Raw genomic sequence first — 26,584 nt, 5'->3', positions numbered from 1 at the left:
TTACAACCAATTGAAGGAGTATTCAAAGGCCTTATTTGATATTATAACCCCTTTGTTGCTTCCAAGGATTGGGTGATATTCTTGACTCCTAGAAGTGACATATCCGCTATTATCCATGGTATATGTAAAGTTATAAGACCTGCCGACACTATTGTAAGGTAAAATTGCTACACTTTCGACTAATGACCCACTAAATTTTCCAAAAATTTGTAGATAAGGATCAAGTAACGTGTGATCGGGATTCAGGAAATATTTGACTGGTTTTGAAGAATAAGTGAAGGTGATCTGATCTGTATAGGTTTGGTTTTTAATCGTATTAATGCTGGAAAGTTGATATTCCTTCGTAATCACGTTATAATCATAACTATATTCATAGTTGAGGTCGCCAGGGCCATTGAGAGCCTTAGTTTCTGATAAAAAGCCATTCCCGTTGTATTTATGCTCGTAAGACTGATTGTTGGTAATGTTTTGGCTTGCAATGCATCGTCCGTTAGATATGTGATATTTGACCTCTTCGACCACTGCGCTATTGATGTTGGAATAACGCGTACTGGTAATATGGAGATCGCTTGCTCCATTGTTATCATCATAGATATACTCCGTGTGGTAGCCGTTGATGTTGGCATCCGTTACCTTTGATATTTTGCCAATAAATTTTCCGCTTTTGACATACTCTAACATGGCATCGCCGTCTTTGACAAGCTTTAATTGGTTCGAAAGTTTAGCATTTCTATCGTTTTCCGTAATTTTCTCTGTTGCCATGGGCGCAATTATCTGATCGTTGTGACATGCAGTAAAGAACCCTGCAAGCAGCAAGACTTTTAACAAGCTATCTGCAATTTGAAGTTGTTTCATAAGTTTTGAACTGGTAGTTATATGAATAATAATTTTCGGTTCAAACTTATCAGAGAACAATAGATAATAAATAATTCGATTTATTATCGGTTTTGGATAGCAATTTTTCGGTTTTGAAGGCAGTAAATAGGGTGGTGGCTAGTGTAAAATAACGAGCCTTTGTAGCTGACGAAATGCTTAATAAGAAACCAAATTCAATGGCATCGCGGCAGTAGTTGCCGACAATTCCAATGCATTGGCAAACCTTACTTATTCGCGCGAACTGGAAACCGAAGCCGACCAGAAGGCCATGGTAATCTTCCAGGCCGATGGAATTGATTTGAAGGGTTTTGTGGATTTGTTTACCCTGCTAAGCAACGAGCATGGGGAGGTGGGAAGTTTGAAGTTGCTGAGTACGCGTCCGCTGACGGAGGAGAGGTTGAGGATGGCTGAGGAGATGGTGAAGGGGCAGGGGGAAGTGAGGAGAGATTTGGGGTTGGAGAGGGAGTGGGAGGGGATTGAGAGAGGTAATAAATGAAAAGCGGGCCGCTGTTGACGGCCCGCCAGTGTTTATTGGTACAAAGGTATATTTCAAGGAATGCCCTGCCAGCTGGTAGCAGAATAGCTGAACGTTTCCGTCCAACCAGCGCTATACTGTGTAAGGTTTTTGGATATTACCAGCCCATCGCTATCCACTACATACCCCGAGCAGTATATGCTTGCGCCGGTCATAATTTGACCTGTTACATCATTGTTGTCAATCATCACATCGATCAGGGGACTAGTATGCTTTCCGAAGTATGGCAGGTACTTATCATTGATGCCACCAATATAACTGCCACCAATATGGTTGTAATTAATATCGTCGATGTTGTCGGTTGGGAAATTTAGGGGGTATTTATCTTCGATTTGCGTATATGTGAAATTGTAAGTATGATAGGGTTTTCCATCTTTTTGATGTTTAATTTTAGTCAGACGATAGACCCAATCATATTGGTGTTTCCATGATTCTTTTAACACGTACGCTGTGTCGGACTTGTTGACTTCATCCAAGTATCCTTGTGGATTGTATTTGTATTCAAATAAGTTTCCTTTTTCATCTATACTCTCAATACATAAACCATTAATAATTTTGAAATTATGCTCACCAATAAGTGAATTATTGGAAGACTTATACGTTTTCTTGCTTATCCACAGGGCGGCTGGATTGCTATCGTCGTAAGTATAGGTAACGTATTGAGAATTTACCGGTGCATTACCTATTTTTGATATTTTTCCGAAAAACTTGCCACTTTTTTCATACTGAATTGACAACCCTGCATCGTTAACCAATCTAGTCAATGGGTCAAGCCTGGCATTTCGATCACCTACTGCGGCACTGGCCTGATCCGCCGGTGTAACAACCTCCTCATTGTTACATGCTGCCAACAAAACAGAAAGCAAAAGGCATTTAAATAAATTACCCATAATTTTAACTTGTTTCATAAATTTTTGGAAAAAAATGGTGAGATTAAAATATTTTTGAATCGAAATTAGGATGAAGGGATGAGCTTGAAAAACCCGATAAGCGATAGGTGTAAATGAACGATCTAGCGGCTTTATATCCTTGGATTATATTATTTTAAATTTCGATTAGTTAATTGTTTACTTGCCGATTTTCAGAATACTTCAATATCATACTTTCGAACGTCACGGGTCTTTCACAGACGTATACTCTGTGCACCTACTCCCACGAGCTCGAAGCCGAAGTCGACCAAAAAGCCATGGCCATTTTCTAGGCTGACGGAATTGATTTAAAAGATTTTGTGGATTTGTTCGCGCTGCTGCAAAGCGAGCACGGGGATGTCGGGAGTTTGAAGTTGCTGAGTACGCATCCTTTGACGGAGGAGATGATGGAAGGGCAGGGGAGTGTGAGAGAGGATGCTGAGTTGGAGAGGAAGTGGGAGGGCATTGAAGGTTTTTAAATGAAGGGCGGGCCGTTTTGACGGCCCGCGGAATTACTCAAAATTTAAGCCATTGATCTAGCTGTTTCGTGGGCTAAATTCCTTGCCAGGTGGTGCTGGAGTATTTGAATGTTTCTTTGTGGACGGTAGAATATTTTACCATTTCTCTGGAAGTAACAAGTCCGTCGCTATCTAATGTGTGGCCAGTATAAAAGGTTTGTACACTTTTATTTTTTAACAGATCTTCTTCAGTGATTGATTCAATCAGGAGATCGCTGACCTTTCCGAAGAATGGTAGATATTTGTCTACTTTACCATCTTCGGTATTTAGAGGGTTGTTCAAAGGATACTTATCTTGATTTTGATTGTATGTAAAATGATAACTAATCCAAGGTTGGCCATTTTGCTTCCTATCAATTTTATTAAGACGATAGGTCTGCGCTGAGGCAATAAAATTATATGAATATTCCCAAGACTCCAATAACTTCCCATTATTACTATATTTAACTTCATTCAGATAACCTGCGGGTGTGTAATTGTATTCATGAAGAGATCCGAAATCATCTTCAACCAGTGTACAAAGCCCATTAATAACTTTATATCTGTTCTCTTTGATAAACGCATTAGTGGAGCTCTTATACATTTTTCTCGTTATCCATAGCTCGCCGGGATTACTATCGTCATAGGCGTATGTTAGGTAGTAACTACTCCATGGAGCTTCGTTTACTCTTGATACCTTTCCGAAAAACTTCCCACTTTTTACATACTGGATTGATCGACCGTTATCATTTGTTAATCTGGTTAGTGGTGATATTTTGGCATTTTGATCATTAACAGTAACGCCTGCATTTTCCGTGGGGTTGCCAATATTGTCATCGTTACACGCTGTTAGCAACCCTGCTAATGCTAACGATTTTAATAAACTTTTTGTAATTTTAAATTGTCTCATAGTTTCAAAATGATAGTTAAATGACTAAATGATTTTCAGTTCAAACTTGTCAAAAAGTATTTAATACCAACAATTCGATTGACTATCGGTTTTGATCATTAATTTTTCGGTTTTGGAAACTGCGAAATGGATTGTGGGAAGTGAAAAAAATAGCGGGCCGTTGTGTTTGACGGCCCAATTGATCAAAAACCAAGAAAATCATTACAAGGTAAAGCTCCTGCTGGGTATATTGATTATATCCCTTGCCAGTTTGTCGAATATTTCAGAATCGAATTATAGGTTATGCCGGAGGGGAAATACTCGTTGATATATTCCGTTGTTCGGGAAGTGACAAGTCCATTAGCGTCAGTGCTGTAAGTATTTTTTTCTAAAGATTGATGTAGAATGTTGTCTGTAACCCCCGTTTCATAGACATCTTTCGGTAACAAATCACTAAATTTTCCAAAAATAGGTAGATGTTGATCCAGTTCGGTGTATCCGGGGTTCAGAGGGTACTTGTCTGGTGTCGGAGTATAAGTAATAGTACGCTCTTTCTCGGACACAATTTTGCCGGACTCCGTGATGTTGGTTTTGATTTTATACAGTCTGAAACCGTCGGTTGCCCCTGAGGGAGCGTAAAAATACTTTCTTGTTTCAATTTTGTCTGACACACTATTGGTAATTGTAACTTCATCCAATAAATTATGTGCGGAATACTTGTACTGATATGAATCTCCATATGTTACGTTCTCGCTTGCCACGCAAATTCCGTTTATTACCTGATATTTTAATTCTGTCTTTAGCCAGTTGCCAGGCATCCCATAGATTTTTTTGGTAATCCATAGATCCCCGGCTGGATTGCTATTGTCATAGGTGTATTCGATGCGATAATCGCTGCCTGTTACTTTTGATATTTTGCCTGATAATTTACCGTTTTTAATGTATTGGAACACGAAATTTCCATCCTTTACAAGCCGAACAGCTGCCGAAACCCTGGTATTTTTATCACCACCAACAACGCCGACGTTTTCTGTTGGTGCGATAGTTTGATCATTACTGCATGCCGTCAGTATTTCCGCCAGCATCAGGCTATTTAATAAATTGCGTGCAATGTGAAGTTGTTTCATAAATTTTAGAACTGATAGTTGGATGAAAAATTGTTTTCAGTTTAAACTTAAGAGTAAGTATTAAGACCTGAAAATTCGTTTGATCACCGGTAGGTGTTATTAAGTTGGTGGTTGTTGAGGCTCTATCTATCAATTCATGGGAATTCTTAGCAAGTGTGTTTTTGTATTGATCGTAATAAATACGGTCACTTGTTGAAAATTCCCGTATTTATTACGATGTAAATCAACTATTTAAAAGCTTTTGTTTGTTTCAAATTTATATTCCCTGCCAGTTGGAGGAATATTGTAGTATTACACTGTCATACCATTTATTGGGTCCACCATATGAATGTTCAATCTGTTCCAAAGTGACATATCCGTCGCTATCAATAGCATAAAGGAATTTATGATAAAGTGGCAAGGAGCCCAATGGGAGTTCTACGTATTGCTCCGTAAGTACATCACTGAATTTTCCAAAAATCGGAAGGTACCTATCAAGACCGGTATGTTCGGGATTTAACGAATAATTGTCGGGCTTCGAAGAATATGTGATGGAAACCTTTTTAAGTTGCACGGCATTGTTGGAAGTTTCGATTTTGTCCAATCGGTAAGAGCTGGTTGCCGGTGAGTAGAAGTAGGTGAATTTTCGACTAAAGTCACCGGTTACTGAATAGTGTTTTATTTCGTCTAGGAGACCCTGCGCATTATAGTAGTACTCGTCGTGAGTTGCAGATGTCAGGTTGCTGCTTTCAATGCATAAGCCATTTGATACCTTATAGGTGATCTCTTCTATCAGCTTGTTGGTGGAAGTATTATAACGTTTGCTTGTAATCTTGAGAAGCCCGGAAGGGTTATTGTCATCGTACGTGTATTCGGTGCGATAAATGCCATCAAGCAATTTTGATATTTTACCAAAAAAATTTCCGTTTTTGGCATATTGTATAGTAGCGTAACCTCGCTTTACAAGCCTGAGCTGTGAATTCCCTCTGGCATTTTGATCGGTGGTGGCGATGTCATCTATTTTAGTAGGAAATATTGTTTGGTCATTTTGACATGCAGTCAATATGCCAATCAACAACAGATATTTCAATGCTGCTTCTGCGATGTGAAATTGTTTCATATGTTTAAAATGAAAAGGGTAACAGATATGTTAAATTCGATTTAAAATTAGTGGTAAGTGAAAATAATTAGTGCACCGGATGAGCAGGCAGTGAGAATCAAGCACTTGCCTGTAATTTATTGAGACTAATGGAAAATGAGAGACATGTAACAGACTAGATATTATCACATGTTGGAACGATTTGTTCTGAGAAAACTTTGTTTCATTTGTACCTGTGATTATGAAAATAGCATTAACGATACTGAGGTGAGTGGTCGTGTTATTTCTCAATACTTATTAATAGAACGGAATGAGAATTTAATGTAAAGGCGATGTGTCGGTCTGAGACACACCGCCTTTATTTTCTAGTCTATGTAAAATTGATTATTTTTTAGTTTATCAATTATACTGACTATTTGACTTGTCTAGGTATTTTAATTTTGCCTACTATATTCCCTGGCCCGGATAGCCATATTTTAAAGCGAATATGTTAGTTGTCATCCCTGTAAGATTGCCGTATCCGAACGGATAATTCTGTCTCCATCGGGATGTTACATACCCATTTGCATTGAAAAAGTATTCGAAGGTGTAATAAGGGATAAGCTGGCCATTGTAAGGAAACGGCGTTACAGTAACCTGCCGAACCAACACGTCGCTGAGTTTTCCGAACAGCGGCTGATATTTATCCAGTTCGGTATGTTCAGGATTGAGGAAGTATTTATCTACTTGCGCCGCGCCAGAGCCAGCCCCAGCTCCCCCTACATACGAGAAGGAAACTTCCTTGTACTTCCCACTGCTATTTGAGTAGGTAATTTTAGTAAGACGCTCTGTCTGGGTGGTACTATTGTACGTGTAAGTAAACTCGCGCTTGTCGGAACTGCCATCCAGAGAGATTTTGTCTAATCTACCGGTTTCATTATACTGATAAGTGTAAGTTTTATTATTAGTGATATCCGTGCTTTTAATACACCTGCCATTTACAACATGGTAACTGACCTGACTCGTGTATGCTCCGCTTGTATTGGATTGACGCTTTGCGGTTATCCAGAGATCTCCGTCGCTACCGTCACTATAGCCGTAGTATAAGGTGTGACCGGTTGGCTCTATCACATGCGACAGCCGGCCCTGATACCTGCCTGACGTAATGTATTTTAACTTATAGTCACCATCTTCGGTGAGACTGGGTACCAACGCGGAGGTTTTTGCATTATTTCCTTGGCCGGATGGTGTTACTGAGGGCTGCGGTACCAATGCATCCTCATTCTGGCAGCTTCCGAGCATGCCCAGCAGCAATAGTCCGGCTAGCATTTTTGCTGTAGTGATTTGAAGTTTCATAACAAATATTGATAGGTTGAACGATAATTTAATTGGGTCAAACATAGCCTACAAATCATAGGGTTAAGAATCCGATGGGCTAACGGCAGCCATGAAAAAACGTTCGGCACGCGGTTTTTTGAGGGAAAAGTACATCTACAAGCAATCGAAGAAGTTTAAAGACATTGCTGTAAATAAACATGTAGGGCGGTAAATGTGTAATGGCATTATTTTTGATGGTCTCGCAAAAAAAGAAAGCCATTATGAAAGCATTGACTCAGGAAGGGCAGCGGTACGTAGACGACATCGCTGCGAAGTATAATGTGACGTCACGATCAGTGGAAACTCTCCTCCGCGCTGTGGTTAGAGGCAATGGAAGGATGGCTCAGTTCAATATTCCTGAACTCGGTGGCCAGGGCCAGTGGATGAAAGGCGGAATGACGATGGTGGGGGATATGTTCAATAATTCCCTCAAAACGAATGTCGATAAGCTTTGCAATGAGCTGGCGGAGCTGGTAACGACTAGCGTATTATTTGAAGAAAGGCAAGAGAATGCTATGGTAAAGGATCTTGCGGGTAAGTCCCACGTACAGGTTAGCACTTCATGGCCTACCGTTTTTGGAAATCCTACCTCCACCGGCTCGCAAAACAACTTTCGTTATGCCTATTTCGGACCGGTTCATCGTCTGATCATTGAGGAAAATGGAAAGCGGACCATTTATGATACCAAGCACCATCAGATTTCCGGAATTTCTCAACAGCAGGGCGCTGGTAATTCTTACAGGTTTACGAGCCAGGAAGGTGGGGTAGATCTGAGCAGTCTCGAAATTGTCTCCAATCCTGATAAACCAGGCCAGCCGACGCCGGAAATCGCCTACGACGTCACCGCAACCGGCGATCTGCGAAGCGGCGACCATAGCCCGCAGGAAATTATCATTTCGACGATAGGAAAGCTGAACGTCCTTTTTGAGAAGGGGCAGATTACGGAGGAGGAATTTAAAGCGAAGAAGGAGGAGTTGTTATCGAGATTGTAACGGATTTTGGCTCAAACAAAAAGGGTCCAAAGCTATTCGGACCCTTTGGAGAAATCTGTTAAAACTTAAATGATGGTATTGTGTATTTTCTGTCCGTTGTCGAAACTAATGTGCCATCATATTTCTTGACGGTGACATTCTTGACTTTTCCCGCATAATCTAATGCGTAACTGTAGTAATGGTTTGTGCTGGATACTTGTTGACCGTTCCAAAGAAACTTTTTGTCTGAGGAGCACTGAACAAGATTGGTACTGAATTTCCCAAATATCGGAAGGTACCTGCTGACACCGACCGCAAAGACATCGGGATTCAAAGGAGATTTGTCTGGAATAGGTTCGGTGAGACTGTAGTTAAACCCTAACTCCCTGATCTTTGAGCCCGAGGCATCATAAAATGTTACGGTAGACAGTGAATTTGCAGTTCCGGTGGGATCTGCCTGATATGTAAATTCGGCTCGCTCGTTGGGCTGTAATTTGTTGTAATATTTCGCGAGCTGCCCGTTGGCGTTATATTCGTATAAGAGAGTCTTGTCTATAACGGTTTGAACGCAGCGTCCATAGGAATCCAGGGTGTATGTGAATACCTTGGTTGCGTTGCCGAAACCATTGATGTATCTTTTGCCTGTGATTAATTGCGCCCCATATGTAAATTCATGGTACGCGCCATTGTCATAAGTTTCCTTCCATAAAGCACTTGGTTCTTGGGTATTGTAAGCCAGACTGACAGCGCCGTCTTTAATCAATTGACCTACTAGTTGGGAAGTTTTCGCATTCCGGTCCGAGACTGTCGCGGGCGCTTGCGGGGTAGGCGCATTTTCATTCTGACAGGCACCCAGCATACCTGCCAGCAAAAGTCCATTGGCCAGAATGGCCGAGTTTCGAAGTAGTTTCATAGTAACCTTGTTTAAGTGTGATTAAATTGATTTTGAACTGGCTTAAACATAGGACGGCTTCGAAGTCACAGGAAATGCGATGGGCGAATGGCGTGCGTTAAAGAGCCTACGGTAAAAGCCGGGATAGCCACCCGCAGCTGTTTTACAAAAACGTATTTTTTGCGAAACACACAACATTTCCGAGTTTTGCGGTGTTAAGAGTTGACGGTCGCCTATTAATTCGGTACGCCGGCAGTATTCATTTTGCACCCATGATTTTCGCACAGATATCCAAAATTGTAGATCCCATTGCCGTGAAAATTGACCGCTGGACCGTGGAGATTTATCGCTTGTTGCCCAATATCTTTATCGCCATCATTATCCTGATCGTTTTCAGGTTTCTGGCAAGGCTTGGCGGCAAGTTCATCGAGCGCATACTAGGGCATGCATCGCAAAATATCGCGCTCGTAGGATTGATATCGACCATTACACGGATCGCCATTATCGCCACAGGCTTTTTCTTTGCACTGGGTATTCTGGGACTGGACAAAACAGTGACCTCGCTGCTCGCAGGCGCGGGCGTACTCGCGCTGGCACTGGGGTTCGCATTTCAGGACCTGACAACCAACTTCATTTCCGGGGCCTTCATAGCCATCCAGCGGCCGATCCAGGTGGGAGATGTGATCGAGACCAATGGTTTTACAGGAAAGGTGCTTTCGATCGGCCTGCGCTCGGTAAAACTGGATAACTTCGAAGGTCAGCAGGTCGAGCTGCCGAGTAAGGACATTTTTCAAAAACCCATAGTAAACTTTACGCATTCGGGTGAGCGGCGTGTGCGCATGGAGGGAAGCATCGGCTATAAGGATGACCTTGGGTTTGTGGAAAACGTAGCTGTGAGTGCGATAAAAGGATTAGACTACCTGGATCCACTAAAGCCCATTGAGTTCAACTTCACTCGTTTTAGTGAGAAGAGCATTGACTTTGAAATCCTGTTCTGGATCCGGCAGAACAAGATCGGGCCCGGGCCGGCGAAGAGCAATGTGATGAAGATTGTGAAACGGGTATTTGATGAGAACAACGTTTCTTTTCCTACGCCGGCAAGGGCAATAGAATTACCCGGAAAATCTGAAACGCCAGGCTAATCGAATTTAAACTTCGAAATAGTTTAACGTTACTGTATGTTCGTGTTTTAACATTATATTTTAATGACACTAACATTGCCATCTTTAATCAATTGACCGACTGCTTTTGAAGTTTTCGTATTTCGACCAGAGGTTGTTGTCGGTGTTACAGGAATAATTGCATTTTCATTCCCATTTTGACAGGCGCTCAGTAGTACTACCAAGAGCAGGCTATTTGCGGGCATGGCCTCATTTCGGAATAGTTTTATAGCATTCCTATTTTAATAAGTTATTGATTGCAAACACAATAAACATAGGTGTACTTTAAAATGTTAAGAAATGCAATGGCAAAGGTTGGTTTCACGGAGCTGTCGGTTAAGGGTTTAATGGGCGTAAACAAAAAGCCGGCCCATTTAATAGCGAGCCGGCTTATTTTTAATTGAATTTATGAATGGTAGCAAATTAGCATTTAAGTAATTTTGCCACTATATGAATCAAATTGACATTACTTTCACTACATGTCGCCGAGAATCCTGATAAAATTTTATTAACTATTGTTAATAAGTTGCAAATTATATTGCTACATGACAAATGACGGCGTGAGGTATTTTCTATCCGTTGAAGAGACCAGCGTTCCATTGGTTTTCTTAACAGTTATATTTGTGGCTTTGCCTGAAATACCTAATGTATAGCTGTACATGTACACAGTGCTTGATGCTTTTTGCCCGTTAGGAAGGAATACGTCTTCCACTCGTGTTTGTGGAAGATTAGTATTGAAACATCCAAAGATTGGCAGATACCTGCTAACGTCAGCCGGCAGAACATCCGGTGCCAAAGGATGGTTGTCCGGAATAAAGCTTGCTGCTGCTCCGTATGTATATTTTATTTCGGTTTTTTTTATGCCATACACATCATAGAACGTTACTTTGGTTAGAGATTTCTTCCAGCCATTTGTGTCAGTTGTATATGTAAAAAGTATTTGCTGCTCCGGATAATTTTTGTTGTAATAGCTGGCTAGCTGACCATCAGCATTATATTGATATATGAAAGTGTTTGCGCTTGTGGTCGTCTGGATACACCGCCCGTTGGCATCGAGCGTATATTTGCAATCTGTCGAGGGAGAGCCATATTTTATTTTGTTAGCCGTAATAAGCTGTGGTGTGTAACTAATGTCATAATAATAACCGGTATGTGATTCTTTCTTGAGCTTCTGATTTTGGCTGTCATATGAAAAACTTATGTTTCCATCATTTAACAGGGTACCGGCTGCCAGATTAGTTCTTGCATTTTGATCCGTAGTCTCCGTGGAAGCTTCTGGCGTTACAGGCATATCCGTCTCATTCTGGCAAGCGCTTAGCATACCCACTATCAGGATGCCATTGATGAAAATTGAGGTGCTTCGAAATAGTTTCATAACCATAATGTTTAAGTGTGAATAGGTAGATTTTGAACCGGATCAAACATAGGAGTGTTGCCGAATTGCAAAAAATGCGATGCGTAAATGGTAAGGCTTAAAGAGCCTGCGGTAAAAAAGGGGCTTGCGGGGAGGTGGTGGTTTGGTTTGGAGCGATTTTGCAAACTGCTCAAACATACCAGATTGAAGCAATCAGGCTGCTTACTAATTCGACAACGTAGATATCAAGCACCAAAAAAAAGCCCCGCAACATCCATTGCGGGGGCTCCATATTTTCAACAAAAACAAATCAATAACGGTAAGTATCCGCTTTGAAAGGACCTTCTACGGATACACCGATGTAAGCAGCTTGCTCGTCTGAAAGGGTATCAAGATTTGCGCCTACGTGTTTAAGGTGCAGCGCAGCTACTTTTTCGTCAAGCGCTTTGGGAAGAACATATACTTTCTTCTCGTAAGCAGCCGTGTTAGTCCAAAGCTCGATCTGTGCCAAAGTCTGGTTAGAGAATGAGCAGGACATGACGAATGACGGGTGGCCCATCGCGCAGCCCAGGTTCACCAAACGGCCTTCTGCCAGTACGATGATGTCTTTGCCTTCCACATTGTAAATGTCAACCTGTGGTTTGATCTGCGATTTCGTGTGGCCGTAAGATTTGTTCAACCAGGCCATGTCGATCTCGTTATCGAAGTGACCGATGTTACAAACTACCGCTTTGTCACGCATTTTAAGGAAGTGACGGTCGGTGATGATTTTGTAGTTACCGGTTGCAGTCACGAAAATGTTCGCACGGTCGGCAGCTTCGTCCATAGTTACTACTTCAAAACCGTCCATAGCAGCCTGTAAAGCACAGATCGGGTCGATTTCAGTAACCAATACGCGGCAGCCCGCACCACGAAGTGATTCTGCTGAACCTTTACCTACGTCACCATAACCTGCTACTACTGCTACTTTACCAGCCAGCATCAGGTCGGTTGCGCGACGGATAGAGTCAACGAGCGACTCGCGGCAGCCGTATTTGTTATCGAATTTAGATTTGGTAACCGAGTCGTTTACGTTGATGGAAGGCAGGTGAAGCGTTCCGTTTTTGTAGCGCTCGTACAAACGGTGAACACCGGTTGTAGTTTCTTCCGAAAGACCCTTGATACCGTCGATCAGCTCAGGATATTCGTCGAATACCATGTTGGTCAGGTCACCACCGTCGTCGAGGATCATGTTGAGGGGCTTGCGCTCCTCGCCGAAGAACAAAGTCTGCTCGATGCACCAGTTGAATTCCTCCTCGTTCATTCCCTTCCATGCGTAGACAGGAATTCCTGCCGCTGCGATAGCCGCTGCTGCGTGGTCCTGAGTAGAGAAAATGTTACATGAAGACCAGGTAACCTCAGCACCCAGCGCTGTAAGGGTTTCGATCAGAACGGCGGTCTGGATCGTCATGTGCAAGCAACCTGCAACACGTGCACCTGCCAAAGGCTGTGAGGGACCGTATTCGGCACGGATCGCCATCAAACCAGGCATTTCGGCTTCTGCCAATGTGATTTCTTTACGGCCCCATTCGGCCAGCGAGATGTCTTTTACCTTGTACGGGATGTACGTTTCGGTTGACGTTGCCATTATTTGATAGTTTAGTTAATATCTTGATTTTATCACAAAACTAAGTAGAAAAACCAGCGACGGGAATAAAAACAGATACAAATTGTGAAATACGATGTGAATTTGGATATTTTATCTTTTAAACGGCTGTTCTGTACACGTTGCGAGGTGATACCGCCTCCTTTCTCCTTTTATCAAAGATATTTTGTCTGTATACCAAAGGTTTAACGTTTTCTTGCCGTTTGTCGACAATAGCGTGACATTGGTCGACAATGCTTTGCAGGACCAGCATTGGCCTGCGAATTAATTATCTTTGTCCTATGCGCCTCATTGCCCCGATCCTGAACTATCCGGACCGAAAAAGAATTTTACTGCACATTCTGTTCTGGTTGACAGTTCTTACGGTACTGACCGTGATTTACGGGGCAGGGATGCCCGACTATTGGCTGACCATCGGCATTGTGGCCTTGTTCATGCCGATCCATATCTGCTATTTTTACCTGATCGCCTATGTGATCATCCCCCGGTATTTCGACCACAAGAAGTATGTACAGTTCGTCTTTTGCCTGGTTCTCATTGTAATAGGTTCCACACTGGCTTTCAGGCTGACGGAAATACTGGTCGCCGACCCGATCATCTACAACGCGGTTAAGCGCAAAGATCCTACGTTTGTGTGGCGCAAGCTGGAAGGGACCTTCAGGGAGCAGCTGGCGAAACCGGCATACCTGATCAGCGCTTTTGAGCAGACGAATATATTTGTATGGATTGCGCTGTCGATCAAGTTTTTCAAAATGTGGTTCGATCGCCGGCAGGCGGCCATGGAAGCCGAACTGAATTTTCTGAAAGGCCAGCTCCATCCGCATTTCCTGTTCAATACACTGAATAACCTGTATGCTCTGACGCTGAAACAATCCCCCCAATCGCCGTCGGTGGTGATGGGATTAGCCGAGATATTGCGGTACATGCTCTATGAGGCGAATACTGAGATCGTTCAGCTGGAAAGGGACATCAGCATTCTTAAAAGCTATATCGCCCTCGAAAAAATCCGGTACGAGGAACGGCTTGACATCAATTTCAGTATCAATGGCCTGTCACCGGAGTACAAGATCGCCCCGTTGCTGATCCTGCCGCTGGTCGAAAATGCATTCAAGCATGGTGCGAGTGAGCAGATCGGGGAGGCGTGGATCAACATGGACCTGCGGGTCAAAAACAACGCATTGAAGTTCAAAATTTCGAACAGCAAACCCGAAACAGCTCAGCGCGACGACCGCCCGCATCACGTGAGCATCGGGCTCGCCAATGTGCGCAAGCGGCTGGAAATACTGTACCCGTCGGCCCATCATCTGAAAATTATGGACGAGGACGATGTATTTGCTGTAATCCTTGACATTGACCTTGACAAACGTTTGGATATCTGATATTTATGAAGCTGAAAGCCATTTTGGTGGACGATGAGCCCCATGCTATCGAAGTACTGGACAATTACTTAGCCAATTTCACGGAAATCGAAATTGCGGCGCGCTGCCAGGACGCTATCCAGGCTTTTCAGGTGTTGCAGCAGCAAAAGATCGACCTGATGTTCCTGGACGTGAAAATGCCCGGCCTCAAAGGCACCGATCTGCTTCGCAGCCTCAAGAATCCGCCAAAGGTCGTTTTTACAACTGCTTACCAGGACTATGCGGTGGAAGGTTTCGATCTCAACGCCGTCGATTATTTGCTCAAACCCATTCCATTCGAGCGGTTTCTGCGCGCGATGGACAAGGTATTTACGGGCCTGAATATCACAAACCAATCGGTGTCGGTGTCGCAGAAAACGACGCCTGCGAACCAGGATGTGTTTCTCTATCTGAAAGTGGACCGTAAGATGGTGAAAGTGAATGTAAACGACATTTACTGGATCGAAAGCCTCAGGGATTATATTAAGGTGGTTCTGAAAGAGAAATCGCTGATATCCAAACAAAAAATAAGCCTCCTCGAAGAGTTGCTCCCCGAGGACGGCTTTATCCGCATTCACCGGTCCTTTATCGTGTCTGTCGACAAGGTAGAAAGCTACCATTCCCACAAGCTGGAAATCGCCGGGAAGGAGCTGCCCATCGGCCGTAACTTCCGAAATGACTGCCAGCGCCGCTTTAAACTGACTTTTTGAACGGTGCTGCAAAAGGCGTTTGTCGACAAAATCCGCTATTGATCGACACTCGGTTCTTCCGCCTTCTGATGATCATCATTTCGGTTTAAAATTGCACCGCCATTAGAAAAATGGAGGAAATCAATTTTAAGCCATCAGAATCATTAGCCATGTTAAAAAGCAGAAGAATTCTTTGGGCAGCCCTGTCTTTTGCCCTGTTATTGGGTAGTTGCAAGGAGGACGAAGATGTAAAACCATCCGACACATTAATCGCCAAAGCAGGGGCGGACCAGAATGTCAACGCCGGTTCCATTGTTACCCTCGACGGTAGCGCATCCACAGATAGTGGAAACAAACCTTTCGAATTCAGCTGGGCATTCTCGAAGAGGCCAACCGGTAGTACGGCCAACCTGACCTCTGCCACCACCGCTAAGCCCACATTCACGGCCGACCTTCCCGGCGAGTATGAAGTGGAGCTGGCCATCAGCAATGCCAATGGGCAGAGCAAAGACAAAGTACTGATCACAGCGACTGCCATCGAGCCGATCATCATCGACGCGAACATCAAAGCCAAAACAACATTGGCAGACCGTATCGATAACCCGGGCATTCCCGATTACATCGTCAATGCCAACGTGTCGGTCAACGCGGAGCTTGAAATCAAGCCTGGGGTAGTTATTGCCTTTGCAAGGGATACCCGGCTCGAAATCAACGACAACGGTGGTATCCTGAATGCAAAGGGCGATTCCACCAAACCGATCCGCCTTATCGGAAAGGAAACTACAAAAGGTTTCTGGGCGGGTGTGACATTCCGCTCGTCGAGCAGTGCGAATACACTCGAATACGTACAGGTGCTGCATGCAGGAAGCAAGCCGTTGTACGGTACTACCAAAGCAGGTATGGCTGTGCTGGGAAGCGGCCGAGCGGAAGTAAATATCAGGCATTGCTTATTCGAACAGAATGCAGGTTACGGCCTCTACCTGGAACATGCTGTAATACTTGGCGCATTTGAAAAGAATAATTTCAAAGACAATACGGAAGCAGGTATCCTTCTCGGCGCCGAGAATGTGAAAAACCTCGATACGGATTCCAAATTTACCAATGGCAATGGCCGGAACGTCGTGGAGATCTACGCGTCATCCCTGGCTAAGAATGCGGCCAGCGAAGTAATCTGGAAAGGATTTAAAGACAAAACCCCTTACAGCATCCTTGAAAATGTGACGTCCGATGCCAACTGGAAACTGTTGCCCGGTGTGATCATCGAAATAGGGAGGGCAGGATATATCAATATCGATGGCGGCTACATCAATGCCGTAGGAACTGAAACCAGCAAAATCGTGATCCGCGGGGCCGAAAACACCGCAGCGTACTGGAAAGGCATCCTCTGTTTCTCCACCAGCGACCAGAATGTCTTCGAAAACGCGGAAATCTCGGGTGGCGGCAACATTCCGATTGTCTCAGGCAAGAAAGCGAACATCGCCGTGTACGGCGGACAGTCCAGAATGACGATCCGTAAATCGGTGATTTCCAACAGCGGTGGCTACGGCATTTTTGTTAACTACCAGGGTACGATCAATGCCGACGTCGAAACAGCGAATACATTTAAAGACAACGCGCAGGCTAAGTTGCTGAAAGAGTAATGGATAGCTCCACGCTTTGTGCCAGTGTCATATTTGGTCTGATTACGTTCCTGGTGGTCTTTACATTCCACCAGGCCCTCAAAAGCTCCGGAACGTTTGCCGCGATGGCAGTTATCTGGATAGTGATGCAGAGCGGTGTCGCCCTGGCCGGATATTTCAAGAATACCGATACCATTTTTCCCAGATTGTTGTTATTAGTGGTTCCACCTGCGATCCTGTTGGCCTGGCTGTTTTTCGCCAGGCCCGGGAAAGTCCTGATGGACAGGATGGACATTCACCTTCTCACGATGATCCACGTGGTGCGGGCGCCGATCGAGGTGGTTTTGTATTGGTCGTTTATCGACGGGATGGTACCACATGAGATGACGTTCGGCGGAGGTAACCTGGATATCCTGTCCGGGCTCTCAGCTCCCTGCATTTATTATTGGGGAGTTATGAAGAACGGAGTACGATGGCGGATGCTGGTGATCTGGAATTTCGCTTGCCTCGGGTTGCTGATCAACGCAGTTTTCAGGTCGGTGTTGTCCACACCGCTGTCCTTTCAGACCTTCGGGTTTGAGCAGCCTAATGTCCTCGCTTTCCAGTTTCCGTTTGTCCTCTTGCCGGGAGTGGTCGTGCCGATTATCCTTTGCGCACATCTGGTGGTGATCCGTAGTCTGGTGAAAACACATTGGCAGGAAACCAGGGCGTTGAACTTCGGAAGGGCGGTGATCAACCACTTTTTTAGTTGAAAGCATATTACAGCCATGAAAACATTGAATCACATGATGCTTGCGGCATTGCTCATGACCGCGGGCCTGCAACCGCCTGCGGTAGGGAAAGCGAGACGCTCTGCCCGGCAGCCATTTCCCGGCCGGGGATTCTGGGTTGTGGAAACGGCACCAGATCACAGGTCCACCACAGTCAGATATTATGCCAACAGCAATTATCTGGTTTCCGAGGAGGTAACGCGGGGTGAGCTGGATGTGACGAAGCTTTCCGTGAGAAAGTACCTGAATGAACAGCTCAGAAAGGCGCTGGAAAAAGATACTACGGCGCAGGCCAACATCAGGCTCTATGAAATCCGCTGATATGGTTTCCATTGTCGGGCTTATCGGAGTGGTGCTCTACTTTTTTATCGCGGCTCAGGGTGCCTTCTATCATATTGGTTTTGGAAAAGCGATGTTCCATATTCCGGCTGAGGGGTTCATCCAGCTCAGGAAGGCCGTTGACCCGGTGGTGAGACGTAAACTCAAAGGACTGTACCTGTCTGCATTGGCGATCATGTTCACGTGGCTGGTCCTGACGGATAAATCTGGCGGATTCCTTTCCTACGGGCCGGTCCTGATCGCCTTCCTGTTGCTGGTTACCGACCTGGTGCTGATCCTGAAATGCAGCGAGCCGGTCAATGAGTTGATCAACAGTGATTTGTTGAATACGCAGCAAGGCTATTCGAATGCCCGGAAAGAATGGATGAAATTTATTTTCATCCGCGGATATCTGTCGGTTTCTGGCTTCGTGATCCTGCTGGCTCACCTGATTTTTCAAAATAAGTTTTAATTCAATCTAAAAAAGCCATGTTAACTAAAATGAAAACACGTTCCACGGTCATCGGCAGATTTACGAAATCTGTACTGGCCCTCGCAGTGCTTGCCATGTCCTTCACCGCCTGTAAGGACGACGATGATAATGTTGATCCCGACGGTGGAAGCGACGGTACCGAAAAGGCATTTATCCCTGCCAAAGACAAGACCTACCGATATAAGACGACAGATTCCGACGGCGCAACGAGCACTTCCGTAACCAAGGTGACGAGCGTCAGGGATTCTGCAGGCTTGCAGGTCCATGCGATCCAGGAGATCATGACAGAGGAGGATGAGGACTTTGAAATAAACTATAAAGCTTACAGCCACGACGGTCTTACCACCAATGAACTTTCCTACCCGCCTGCGCTCGTGGCTATGGTAAGCGAACTGAATCAGATCGCATACATCGAGGACCTGCAAATCACCGGCTTCCCCCAATATCAGAATCTCGAAAACAAAGGGACCGTGAACAGCTTGCTCACATACAAGGGTGACCCCATCAAGCTGAAAATGAAGCTGCAATTCCCCGTCGGAGAAGATGATGTCGTTAATGCGCTGCTGGAAGCTAAAATCACGCATAAATCGGGAAAGGCTACCAAAGAAGAAAGCATTACTACTCCCGCCGGAACTTTCAACTGTACCAAATGGGAATATACTTACGAAGTGTACACCAAAATGGAAACCGAGATCGTGCCGCTTGAAGAAAAGACCGAGGTTTATAACGTATCGCTCTGGACTTCGCCGGGCGTGGGTGTCGTGAAGACCATTGAAAAGTCGGAAGAAACCACTTCCACAACCGAATTGCAGAAAATTGACTAGCCCGCGGTACATGAAAAAGGGGGTATTGCTACTACAATGGGTTGCGGTGGCATGGCTGGTCGCCGCGTGCAGCAGTGAGGATGGTCCCGGCGCAAAGGAACCGGGGGCAAAGGATGGTTATGCAACCGGAAAGGTGACCGCTGCCGACGGCAGTCCGATCAAAGGCGTAGAGGTGGTAATTGACAACACGATGATCCACGCGTCTTATTCGATAGGAAATTCGAACGAGCAGGGTAATTATGAAATCCAGCTTCCGAAGGTCGGCACGTTCATGGCATCGGCGCAGCTGGTCAAACAGTATAATGGCAGGCGGTACGAGCTAGACCTCGATCCGGACGTGTACGAGGCATTCAGCATCGATGGGGCTGTGCGGAACTTTCAGTGGAAGATGACCGGCGAGCGCCCGGAAGGGGAGGGTTACTACGGTGCCACGATCGGGATCAACAAGTCGGTGATGAGCGCCATTTATGACTCTGAAAACATCGAGTTTACGCTGACTCCGGTAGGGCCGCTGATCGACGGATCGAAGGGAAGTGTTTTAAAAGTGAAACACGGCAAGCCGTATTCGAAGGACTATGGTAACCTGGTCGATATTCCCCTGGGCAGGTATGAAATGACGGCCTTTTACAATGGGGAGAATGGCAAAATGCCGGTCAAATTACGCAACCATTTTTCAGAAGACGAGTTCGAAAATACACTGGTCATTGATTTTGAGCCTTCCACGATGTGGGGTTCGAACGCCGCCTTCATCTCATACACGGAATAATGTGAGGTAAAGCGGTTTAAAAGAGCAAACAATAGAGAAATAGGATGGATAATTTGGGACTAGCCAGATCTTTAAGACCTGGCTAGTTTTGTTTTTATACCAAAACAGAAAAACTCTTGAAGATTGCCCCAAGCCTAACCGCATCGAATATACGCGCCTGTGAACCGCCGTGGTTGAGTACCGACTGCTCGTGAGAGGTTACGCACATTTCACAGCCGTTCAATGCCGATACGACAAGGCTGAGCAATTCGAAAAACTCCTTGCCCAGTACCGGGTTCACCATAATGCTCATTTTGATACCCGCAGGTGCATTGTCGTAAAACTCCTTGTGCATGAAATGGCGGAAACGGTAAAATACGTTGTTCGCATTCATCAATGACACACAGGCAGTTACCTCGGCCAGTTCTTTTTCGTCGGCACCTTCCTGGGTAGCCAGTTCTTCCAGGGCCGTGATCAGGGTTGCATTTTTTTCATTGATCGCTACGGACAACGCAAGCAGCAGCGCTTCTTTGCGGTTCAGTGTCTGCGACTTCAATACATTACCTACGTTGATTTTCAGGTCTTTCAGGTAACGGTGATCGAGCGCCGCGAGCTTGTTGATCAGCACGCTTTCGAATTCTGCGGGCAGATTGACTTCTTTATACAAGGATTCTTTCGTGTTCCCCGTTGCTGCAAATGGATACATGTCAGTGATTGTTGATCGGGAAGGCCTCCCGGTGGTGTTAATAAAAAAGCAGTTCACAGAACCGGCGCGCAAATGCTGGCTACCTGCTTGTGAACCGCTTCGGAATGGTTGATTAGGTGCAGCCGGCTAGGCGTGGCCAGCTAGGCAAGCGTTGCTTCGCCTTTTTGCCAGTTGCAAGGGCAAAGCTCGTCAGTTTGCAGTGCGTCGAGTACGCGAAGTACTTCAGACACGTTACGGCCTACTGAAAGGTCGTTTACAGATACCCAGCGGATGATACCCTGTGGGTCCACGATGTAAGTTACGCGGTAAGCGATTTTTTCGTTGGCTTCCAGGATGCCCAGTTCTTCTGCCAGTGATTTGGAAGTATCGGCCAGCATCGGGAACTGAAGGTCACGCAGGTCGTCGTGATTCTTGCGCCATGCCAGGTGTACGTACTCACTGTCGGTAGAAGCACCGATCAGGATAGTGTCACGGTCAGCAAAGTCGGAAGTGTGTTTGTTGAATTCCGCAATCTCGGTAGGGCACACGAAGGTGAAATCTTTTGGCCACCAGAACATAACCATCCACTTCTCAGCATTTTTGTGGTCTTCTGAGGTAATATCGTAGAATTCGTTTCCTTTTTCAAGAGACACTACGGATGTTTTTTTGAATTCAGGGAAAACCGATCCCACAGATAACAGTCTATTTGCCATGATTGCTCGTTTGTTTATAAATTGTATTTTTTGGTGTTACAAAACTACGAACGCAGAGCAATCAGGACAACCTCTAACCTGGTACTATGCCAGGAAAGAGTTGATTTTATTGAATGAATTTAGTTTTATTTATCGGAACGGAGATGTTATAGATAGCACTTATAATGCTATAAATTTCTGCAATATAATTATATTAATAATAACTGTAATTATAAATTATCAACCGGGCATAACACCCAACACGGTTTCCAGCGACATCCCGCGTGAACCCTTGATCAGGATCAGTGTATTTTCCTGCGGATTATCCATCACCCAGTTATGCAACGAAAATTTGTCCGGAAAATAATAGGCCTTGGGTAGCGCAGGCAGCGCGTGCTGCATCAGCTGACCAGCCAGGATCACGATATCGAAATGCTCTCCGGCGATCTGCTTTCCCAGTGCGAGGTGCTCTTCCGCCGCCGCGTCGCCCAACTCGAACATATCCCCGAGAATGAGCATTTTGCGAGGGGCTTCCATCCGGCCAAAATTTGCTACGGCTGCCGCCATGGATGACGGGTTGGCATTGTAAGCATCCATAATGACCGTGTTGGAGCCCTTTTTCACGATCTGAGACCGGTTATTGTCCGGCTCATAGCTGGCTATCGCTTCATAAGCGTCGGCATCCGACACATCAAAATGTTTTCCGACAGCGAGGGCTGCGCATATGTTATCAAAATTGTAGCGGCCCGGCAGATGTGTAGTCACGGTTTTACTTCCATTACTGAACACGACATTGGGATTTTCTTCGAGCAGCGTCGGGTTCACTGCGCTGTTCTCGGAGCAATAAAAGACGATCTCCCCAAATGCGCGGCGCTTGCTCACCATGTCCATGATAACGTCCTGCGTCGAGTTCACAAAGACGGTCCCTTTCTTTTTCGACAAAAAATCAAAAAGCTCACCCTTGCCCTTGATAATTCCTTCCACTCCGCCAAAACCTTCCAGGTGTGCCTTGCCGATATTGGTGATCAGGCCGTGGGTAGGTTGGGCAATGCTTGCAAGCAGCGCGATCTCCTGCTGGTGGTTGGCGCCCATTTCGATCACGGCCATTTCCTGTTTCGCGGGATCAACGGACAGGATAGTGAGCGGTACGCCGATATGGTTATTGAGATTTCCGCGGGTCGCGTAAGTATTGTACTTCATGGAGAGCACCTTGGCGATGAGCTCTTTGGTAGTGGTTTTGCCATTCGATCCGGTCAGTGCCAGCACCGGAAATTCGAACGTTTTGCGGTGTGTACGTGCCAGGTCCTGCAGTGCTTCCAATGTATTTTTCACGAGCAGGTACCGGTCGGAAGTTACTACTGCCGCATCGTCGACCACGGCATAGGCAGCCCCTTTACCCAATGCGTCGGCCGCATATTGGTTACCGTCGAATTTATCTCCCTTCAAAGCGAAGAAAATACAGCCCTCACTGATCTGGCGGGTATCGGTGGAGACTTTGGAATGGTGGCGGAACAGCCCGTAAATGGTTTCTATGGAAGTATACATGAATTGACAGCTCGTTATAAAGTAATGCGGGCTTATTTCGTTAGGTTTAGGACAAACACGCCTTGAAACCTGCAAAACTAATAGAATATTCCTCAACGATGCGAACCAAATTTACCTCCTTTATCCTCTGCCTGATCTACTTCTCAAACCTGCCTGCGTTGCTGGCCCAGCAAGCCTGGTTCAAAATGGACACGCTTACAAAGGTGTCGGCCAATGGCGGTAAAATGACGAATCCATGGGCGGGCGGCCTCAATGCCCCGCAATACCTGAAAATGCATTTGAATAACGATGCAGATGAGGATCTGGTCGTTTATGACCGTACCAACAGCAAGGTCACCACGTTTCTGGCCGGCCCGCATCCGGTACAAACCGGGAAAAAGACGTTCATCCACACGCCCTATTACGAATCCCTTTTTCCCAAAGCCGATAACTGGATGATCCTCGCCGATTACAATGGTGATGGCCTTAAAGATCTTTTCACCAGCACCTCGCTGGGTATTACACTGTACCGGCAGGTGAAGGCCGGCAACACCTGGTCGTTCAAGCTGATGCGTGATGCCTTGTATACCAAAGGTTTTTCAGGAAATATCAATTTACAGGTATCCGGTACCGATATTCCGGGCATTACCGACGTGGACGACGATGGGGACCTGGATCTGCTGACATTCGATTTTTCAGGGACTTACATTGAACTGCACCAGAACTTGAGCATGGAGAAATTCGGCGTCCCCGACAGTCTGGGAACCTCGGCGAGCCCGGTATTCCAGCGCAATGGTGATTGCTGGGGCAATTTTCATAAAGGCGATGCGGAGGACTTTGTCGTGGGTGTCAACTGCGGCGTCGTGTCGGACCCCTCGGGCGGGCGTATCATGCATGCGGGAAATTCGATTCTGCTGCATGATCTGAATGGCGACGGTACCAAGGACCTGCTGGCCGGTCACGTGAGTAATGAGCACATTTCATTCCTGACCAATTCGGCCAAAGGTATCATCGCTGATTTCACGGGTTTTACCAATACTTATCCGGCGGCGGACCCGGTTTCCCTGCACATTTTCCCGGCGGCATTCTACGAGGATGTTGATTTCGATGGTGCCAAAGATTTGCTGATCGCTCCGAGTATTCCCGCCAACGATATCAATCTTACCGATTTCAAATCTTCGGGCTGGTATTATCAAAACAGTGGCACCAGTGATAAGCCGGTTTTCAAACTGGTAAGAAAGAACTTTCTGCAGGACCAGATGATCGACGTCGGAGAGAATGCCGTGCCTTCGTTTTTTGACATCGATGGCGATGGTGACCTGGATATGCTCATCGGTACCGGAGGAATGCCGGTGACAGGTGGCTACAAAGGCAGTTTCTGGCTGTTGAGGAACAATGGAACCGCCAACACACCTGACTTTGTCGTCGAGTCACAGGATTACCTCGACCTGGTTTCCAGGTTGTCGGTCTACAATATCAAACCGCAATGGGCCGATTTCAACGGCGATGGGATCATCGATCTCGGTTTCGCGGCAACGTCATCGGCTAACCTCAAACTCGAATACCGTTACATTCCCAATAAAGGCACCACAGGCGGAGTAGCGCAGTTCAACATCGCCGACGCGGTGGCCATTGCCATGCCGGGAGAGCTTCAAACCGGTGATTCTCCTTTCTTTTATGATGCGGATGGCGATGGCGATTTGGACCTGCTCGCAGGTAAAACCCAGGGCAATATTTATTATTATTCCAACATCGGAACCAACAAGCAGTACACTTTCAAACTGGAAACGGATGCATTCGCTGGCGTAGGGATCAACTTCGCGGGACGCTTCTCTCAGGTCGCCGTAACCGATTTCGATCTTGACGGCAAACCCGACCTGGCTACCGTCGATCATACCGGAAACATTCGTGTTTTCAGCAATGCCGATTGGGGAAAATGGACGGAGCGGAAAGGAACACTGGTGAGCATTAACGGGAAAGCGGCGGATACCAATTTTGGCAATTACCTGTCCATCGCCATCGCCGATTGGAACGGAGATAAAAAGCCCGACGTCGCCATTGGTACCAATGCGGGTGGCGTGCGGCTGTTGAGCAATATCCTTCCGGTTACGATCACCGGAAACGAGCCGGGTAATGCAGGCGAAGTAAAAGTCTTCCCTAATCCCTCGATTGATTTTTTTAAGATATATTCTTCCAAAGCAGGTGCCTTCGATGTGCTGACGGCGGGTGGTATCAAAATGCTCCGGAACCGCAGGATTCGTGCCAACGAGGTACAGGAGATATCAACTGCACAGTGGCCTGCCGGTCTGTACCTGGTTGAATTGACGGCCGGTAACAGCCGGATAGTCCGAAAGGTAGTGGTGGGGAACTAGGTCCGGTAAGTCAGCAAGACTTGCCAGACCTTGCAGTAGATACCCGGACGAATGCCCTTACATGATAAAATCCAAAAAATATTCATGCAAGCTCTTCTGGGTGTTATCTTCCATTTTATCGGTGGCTTCGCCTCCGGCAGTTTTTACATTCCCTACAAGCAGGTCAAAGGCTGGGCCTGGGAGTCTTACTGGATCGTCGGCGGGCTTTTCTCCTGGCTCATTGTGCCGCCGCTCGCCGCTTACCTGACCATTCCGGGGTATACCGAAATCATCGCCCATACCCATGGCGGCATCCTTTTTCTGACCTACTTTTTTGGAGTGCTCTGGGGCATAGGCGGCCTCACGTACGGGCTGGGTGTACGTTACCTGGGCGTTGCGCTCGGGAGCTCCATTATCCTCGGACTTTGTTCGGTTTTCGGCGCGCTGATTCCCTCGATTTATTACGAATTCAATCCGCAACCCGGGAAAGACACGATTTCCGCGCTTTTTACCAATAGTTGGGGGCAGATGGTGCTCCTCGGATTGCTCGTTTGTGTGATCGGGATCATTATTTGCGGCAAGGCTGGGGCGATGAAAGACGCCGATTTGCGGAAAACAGGCCACGTGGCAGCAGATAATACCGAGTTCAAAATCGGCCTTGGCTTAACAGTCTCCATCATTTCCGGTGTCCTTAGTGCCTGTTTTGCATTCGGTATCGACGCGGGAAAAATCATGGCGCAGGAAGCGAACGAGATCTGGAAAGCCGCGAATCCGGGAGAAGGGGAGTTCTTATTCCAAAACAATGTCACCTACGTGGTGATCCTCTGGGGCGGTCTCACCACCAATTTCATCTGGTGTATGCTGCTCAATGCCCGCAATAAAACTTTCGGTAACTACACCGATTCTTCCACGCCGCTTCTTTCGAACTACATTTTTTCCGCATTGGCGGGCACTACCTGGTTTTTGCAATTCTTCTTTTACGGAATGGGAGAGAGCAAGTTAGGAAATGGGCCGAGCTCCTGGATCTTGCACATGGCATTCATTATTTTGGTCGCCAACTCCTGGGGACTAGTCCTCAAAGAGTGGAAAGGAGTAAGTAGAAAGACCATCACGTCCATTATCACCGGGATCCTGGTCATCGTGCTGTCGGTTTTGATCGTCGGTTATGGTAACTATCTCAAAGAATAGG

26 protein-coding genes are annotated in these 26,584 nt (G+C 46.0%); 14 read left to right on the top strand and 12 right to left on the bottom strand.

Annotated features, from left to right (window positions below):
* On the bottom strand, positions 1 to 855 hold the full coding sequence (locus BP71_RS13530) for a hypothetical protein (protein WP_496379996.1): 855 nt from the start codon (positions 853 to 855) through the stop codon (positions 1 to 3).
* Positions 856 to 1,057: 202 nt separating this feature from the next.
* On the opposite strand from BP71_RS13530, the gene BP71_RS13525 reads away from it, so the two are divergent.
* Positions 1,058 to 1,372, top strand: coding sequence for a M48 family metalloprotease (locus BP71_RS13525; RefSeq protein WP_496380595.1), 315 nt, complete (start codon positions 1,058 to 1,060; stop codon positions 1,370 to 1,372).
* Positions 1,373 to 1,425: 53 nt separating this feature from the next.
* Here the strand turns inward: BP71_RS13525 and BP71_RS13520 are convergent, their stop codons facing one another.
* Positions 1,426 to 2,319, bottom strand: coding sequence for a hypothetical protein (locus BP71_RS13520; protein ID WP_496379994.1), 894 nt, complete (start codon positions 2,317 to 2,319; stop codon positions 1,426 to 1,428).
* Positions 2,320 to 2,639: 320 nt separating this feature from the next.
* Here BP71_RS13520 and BP71_RS13515 point away from each other — a divergent pair, with 320 nt between their 5' ends.
* Positions 2,640 to 2,798 carry a hypothetical protein gene (locus tag BP71_RS13515; protein WP_496379993.1) on the top strand — a complete coding sequence of 53 codons (159 nt, stop codon included), beginning with the start codon at positions 2,640 to 2,642 and terminating at the stop codon, positions 2,796 to 2,798.
* Positions 2,799 to 2,871: 73 nt separating this feature from the next.
* On the opposite strand, the gene BP71_RS13510 is transcribed toward BP71_RS13515, so the two are convergent.
* The 4 genes from BP71_RS13510 to BP71_RS13495 form a co-directional block, all read right to left on the bottom strand.
* Positions 2,872 to 3,726 carry a hypothetical protein gene (locus tag BP71_RS13510; protein ID WP_496379991.1) on the bottom strand — a complete coding sequence of 285 codons (855 nt, stop codon included), beginning with the start codon at positions 3,724 to 3,726 and terminating at the stop codon, positions 2,872 to 2,874.
* Positions 3,727 to 3,959: 233 nt separating this feature from the next.
* Positions 3,960 to 4,832: a hypothetical protein gene (locus tag BP71_RS13505; RefSeq protein WP_496379989.1), complete on the bottom strand. Its 873-nt coding sequence runs from the start codon at positions 4,830 to 4,832 to the stop codon at positions 3,960 to 3,962.
* Between the two features lie 256 nt (positions 4,833 to 5,088).
* Positions 5,089 to 5,931, bottom strand: a complete 843-nt coding sequence (locus BP71_RS13500) for a hypothetical protein (RefSeq protein WP_496379987.1) — start codon at positions 5,929 to 5,931, stop codon at positions 5,089 to 5,091.
* A gap of 426 nt (positions 5,932 to 6,357) precedes the next feature.
* On the bottom strand, positions 6,358 to 7,245 hold the full coding sequence (locus BP71_RS13495; RefSeq protein ID WP_496379985.1) for a hypothetical protein: 888 nt from the start codon (positions 7,243 to 7,245) through the stop codon (positions 6,358 to 6,360).
* Between the two features lie 242 nt (positions 7,246 to 7,487).
* Here BP71_RS13495 and BP71_RS13490 point away from each other — a divergent pair, with 242 nt between their 5' ends.
* A complete protein-coding gene (locus BP71_RS13490) occupies positions 7,488 to 8,258 on the top strand; it encodes an SHOCT domain-containing protein (protein WP_496379983.1) in 771 nt (256 codons plus the stop codon).
* 58 nt (positions 8,259 to 8,316) lie between these two features.
* Here the strand turns inward: BP71_RS13490 and BP71_RS13485 are convergent, their stop codons facing one another.
* Positions 8,317 to 9,150 (bottom strand): hypothetical protein, encoded by an 834-nt coding sequence (locus tag BP71_RS13485; RefSeq protein ID WP_496379981.1) that lies wholly within the window; start codon positions 9,148 to 9,150, stop codon positions 8,317 to 8,319.
* Between the two features lie 251 nt (positions 9,151 to 9,401).
* Here BP71_RS13485 and BP71_RS13480 point away from each other — a divergent pair, with 251 nt between their 5' ends.
* On the top strand, positions 9,402 to 10,271 hold the full coding sequence (locus BP71_RS13480) for a mechanosensitive ion channel family protein (protein ID WP_496379979.1): 870 nt from the start codon (positions 9,402 to 9,404) through the stop codon (positions 10,269 to 10,271).
* A 559-nt stretch (positions 10,272 to 10,830) separates the two neighbouring features.
* Here the strand turns inward: BP71_RS13480 and BP71_RS13475 are convergent.
* Both BP71_RS13475 and ahcY read right to left on the bottom strand, forming a co-directional pair.
* Positions 10,831 to 11,664, bottom strand: coding sequence for a hypothetical protein (locus BP71_RS13475; protein WP_496379977.1), 834 nt, complete (start codon positions 11,662 to 11,664; stop codon positions 10,831 to 10,833).
* A gap of 289 nt (positions 11,665 to 11,953) precedes the next feature.
* Positions 11,954 to 13,270, bottom strand: a complete 1,317-nt coding sequence (gene ahcY, locus BP71_RS13470; RefSeq protein WP_496379975.1) for an adenosylhomocysteinase — start codon at positions 13,268 to 13,270, stop codon at positions 11,954 to 11,956.
* Positions 13,271 to 13,569: 299 nt separating this feature from the next.
* Between ahcY and BP71_RS13465 the strand changes: the two genes are divergently transcribed.
* The 8 genes from BP71_RS13465 (at position 13,570) to BP71_RS13430 (ending at position 20,164) form a co-directional block, all read left to right on the top strand.
* Positions 13,570 to 14,667: a sensor histidine kinase gene (locus BP71_RS13465; RefSeq protein ID WP_496379973.1), complete on the top strand. Its 1,098-nt coding sequence runs from the start codon at positions 13,570 to 13,572 to the stop codon at positions 14,665 to 14,667.
* A 5-nt stretch (positions 14,668 to 14,672) separates the two neighbouring features.
* Positions 14,673 to 15,395 (top strand): LytR/AlgR family response regulator transcription factor, encoded by a 723-nt coding sequence (locus BP71_RS13460; protein ID WP_496379971.1) that lies wholly within the window; start codon positions 14,673 to 14,675, stop codon positions 15,393 to 15,395.
* Positions 15,396 to 15,544: 149 nt separating this feature from the next.
* A complete protein-coding gene (locus tag BP71_RS13455) occupies positions 15,545 to 17,014 on the top strand; it encodes a PKD domain-containing protein (protein WP_496379969.1) in 1,470 nt (489 codons plus the stop codon).
* The gene (locus BP71_RS13450; RefSeq protein WP_496379967.1) at positions 17,014 to 17,745 is read left to right on the top strand and encodes a DUF8737 domain-containing protein; all 732 of its coding nucleotides are present in this window, start codon (positions 17,014 to 17,016) and stop codon (positions 17,743 to 17,745) included. Before BP71_RS13455 ends, BP71_RS13450 begins: the two co-directional genes overlap by 1 nt.
* Positions 17,746 to 17,760: 15 nt before the next feature.
* Positions 17,761 to 18,084, top strand: a complete 324-nt coding sequence (locus tag BP71_RS13445) for a hypothetical protein (protein WP_496379965.1) — start codon at positions 17,761 to 17,763, stop codon at positions 18,082 to 18,084.
* The gene (locus BP71_RS13440; protein WP_496379964.1) at positions 18,071 to 18,553 is read left to right on the top strand and encodes a hypothetical protein; all 483 of its coding nucleotides are present in this window, start codon (positions 18,071 to 18,073) and stop codon (positions 18,551 to 18,553) included. The genes BP71_RS13445 and BP71_RS13440 overlap by 14 nt, the downstream gene beginning before the upstream one ends.
* Before the next feature lie 29 nt (positions 18,554 to 18,582).
* Entirely contained in the window at positions 18,583 to 19,398 is an 816-nt protein-coding gene (locus tag BP71_RS13435) for a TapB family protein (protein ID WP_496379962.1), read from the top strand.
* A gap of 10 nt (positions 19,399 to 19,408) precedes the next feature.
* Positions 19,409 to 20,164: a carboxypeptidase-like regulatory domain-containing protein gene (locus BP71_RS13430; RefSeq protein ID WP_496379960.1), complete on the top strand. Its 756-nt coding sequence runs from the start codon at positions 19,409 to 19,411 to the stop codon at positions 20,162 to 20,164.
* A 94-nt stretch (positions 20,165 to 20,258) separates the two neighbouring features.
* On the opposite strand, the gene BP71_RS13425 is transcribed toward BP71_RS13430, so the two are convergent.
* The 3 genes from BP71_RS13425 to BP71_RS13415 all read right to left on the bottom strand — a co-directional run bounded on the left by BP71_RS13425 (position 20,259) and on the right by BP71_RS13415 (position 23,065).
* A complete protein-coding gene (locus BP71_RS13425; RefSeq protein ID WP_496379958.1) occupies positions 20,259 to 20,849 on the bottom strand; it encodes a carboxymuconolactone decarboxylase family protein in 591 nt (196 codons plus the stop codon).
* Between the two features lie 140 nt (positions 20,850 to 20,989).
* A complete protein-coding gene (locus BP71_RS13420; protein ID WP_295927067.1) occupies positions 20,990 to 21,541 on the bottom strand; it encodes a peroxiredoxin in 552 nt (183 codons plus the stop codon).
* Between the two features lie 219 nt (positions 21,542 to 21,760).
* Positions 21,761 to 23,065, bottom strand: coding sequence for a UDP-N-acetylmuramoyl-tripeptide--D-alanyl-D-alanine ligase (locus tag BP71_RS13415; protein ID WP_496379956.1), 1,305 nt, complete (start codon positions 23,063 to 23,065; stop codon positions 21,761 to 21,763).
* A 98-nt stretch (positions 23,066 to 23,163) separates the two neighbouring features.
* Here BP71_RS13415 and BP71_RS13410 point away from each other — a divergent pair, with 98 nt between their 5' ends.
* Both BP71_RS13410 and rhaT read left to right on the top strand, forming a co-directional pair.
* Entirely contained in the window at positions 23,164 to 25,416 is a 2,253-nt protein-coding gene (locus BP71_RS13410) for an FG-GAP-like repeat-containing protein (RefSeq protein WP_496379954.1), read from the top strand.
* Positions 25,417 to 25,500: 84 nt separating this feature from the next.
* Positions 25,501 to 26,583, top strand: coding sequence for an L-rhamnose/proton symporter RhaT (gene rhaT / locus BP71_RS13405; RefSeq protein WP_496379952.1), 1,083 nt, complete (start codon positions 25,501 to 25,503; stop codon positions 26,581 to 26,583).
* Position 26,584 lies beyond the last annotated feature (1 nt).

Source organism: Dyadobacter ginsengisoli DSM 21015 (assembly GCF_059568735.1).
Note: the sequence above shows the minus strand (reverse complement) of the source record. Positions and strands in the feature narration are given on the sequence as shown.

Bases quoted from the DNA above. Each gene is read 5' to 3' on its own strand.
- BP71_RS13530 (WP_496379996.1), bottom strand. From the start codon at position 855: ATGAAACAACTTCAAATTGCAGATAGCTTGTTAAAAGTCTTGCTGCTT.
- BP71_RS13520 (WP_496379994.1), bottom strand. From the start codon at position 2,319: ATGAAACAAGTTAAAATTATGGGTAATTTATTTAAATGCCTTTTGCTT.
- BP71_RS13510 (WP_496379991.1), bottom strand. From the start codon at position 3,726: ATGAGACAATTTAAAATTACAAAAAGTTTATTAAAATCGTTAGCATTA.
- BP71_RS13505 (WP_496379989.1), bottom strand. From the start codon at position 4,832: ATGAAACAACTTCACATTGCACGCAATTTATTAAATAGCCTGATGCTG.
- BP71_RS13500 (WP_496379987.1), bottom strand. From the start codon at position 5,931: ATGAAACAATTTCACATCGCAGAAGCAGCATTGAAATATCTGTTGTTG.
- BP71_RS13495 (WP_496379985.1), bottom strand. From the start codon at position 7,245: ATGAAACTTCAAATCACTACAGCAAAAATGCTAGCCGGACTATTGCTG.
- BP71_RS13490 (WP_496379983.1), top strand. From the start codon at position 7,488: ATGAAAGCATTGACTCAGGAAGGGCAGCGGTACGTAGACGACATCGCT.
- BP71_RS13485 (WP_496379981.1), bottom strand. From the start codon at position 9,150: ATGAAACTACTTCGAAACTCGGCCATTCTGGCCAATGGACTTTTGCTG.
- BP71_RS13480 (WP_496379979.1), top strand. From the start codon at position 9,402: ATGATTTTCGCACAGATATCCAAAATTGTAGATCCCATTGCCGTGAAA.
- BP71_RS13475 (WP_496379977.1), bottom strand. From the start codon at position 11,664: ATGAAACTATTTCGAAGCACCTCAATTTTCATCAATGGCATCCTGATA.
- ahcY (WP_496379975.1), bottom strand. From the start codon at position 13,270: ATGGCAACGTCAACCGAAACGTACATCCCGTACAAGGTAAAAGACATC.
- BP71_RS13465 (WP_496379973.1), top strand. From the start codon at position 13,570: ATGCGCCTCATTGCCCCGATCCTGAACTATCCGGACCGAAAAAGAATT.
- BP71_RS13460 (WP_496379971.1), top strand. From the start codon at position 14,673: ATGAAGCTGAAAGCCATTTTGGTGGACGATGAGCCCCATGCTATCGAA.
- BP71_RS13455 (WP_496379969.1), top strand. From the start codon at position 15,545: ATGTTAAAAAGCAGAAGAATTCTTTGGGCAGCCCTGTCTTTTGCCCTG.
- BP71_RS13450 (WP_496379967.1), top strand. From the start codon at position 17,014: ATGGATAGCTCCACGCTTTGTGCCAGTGTCATATTTGGTCTGATTACG.
- BP71_RS13445 (WP_496379965.1), top strand. From the start codon at position 17,761: ATGAAAACATTGAATCACATGATGCTTGCGGCATTGCTCATGACCGCG.
- BP71_RS13440 (WP_496379964.1), top strand. From the start codon at position 18,071: ATGAAATCCGCTGATATGGTTTCCATTGTCGGGCTTATCGGAGTGGTG.
- BP71_RS13435 (WP_496379962.1), top strand. From the start codon at position 18,583: ATGAAAACACGTTCCACGGTCATCGGCAGATTTACGAAATCTGTACTG.
- BP71_RS13430 (WP_496379960.1), top strand. From the start codon at position 19,409: ATGAAAAAGGGGGTATTGCTACTACAATGGGTTGCGGTGGCATGGCTG.
- BP71_RS13425 (WP_496379958.1), bottom strand. From the start codon at position 20,849: ATGTATCCATTTGCAGCAACGGGGAACACGAAAGAATCCTTGTATAAA.
- BP71_RS13420 (WP_295927067.1), bottom strand. From the start codon at position 21,541: ATGGCAAATAGACTGTTATCTGTGGGATCGGTTTTCCCTGAATTCAAA.
- BP71_RS13415 (WP_496379956.1), bottom strand. From the start codon at position 23,065: ATGTATACTTCCATAGAAACCATTTACGGGCTGTTCCGCCACCATTCC.
- BP71_RS13410 (WP_496379954.1), top strand. From the start codon at position 23,164: ATGCGAACCAAATTTACCTCCTTTATCCTCTGCCTGATCTACTTCTCA.
- rhaT (WP_496379952.1), top strand. From the start codon at position 25,501: ATGCAAGCTCTTCTGGGTGTTATCTTCCATTTTATCGGTGGCTTCGCC.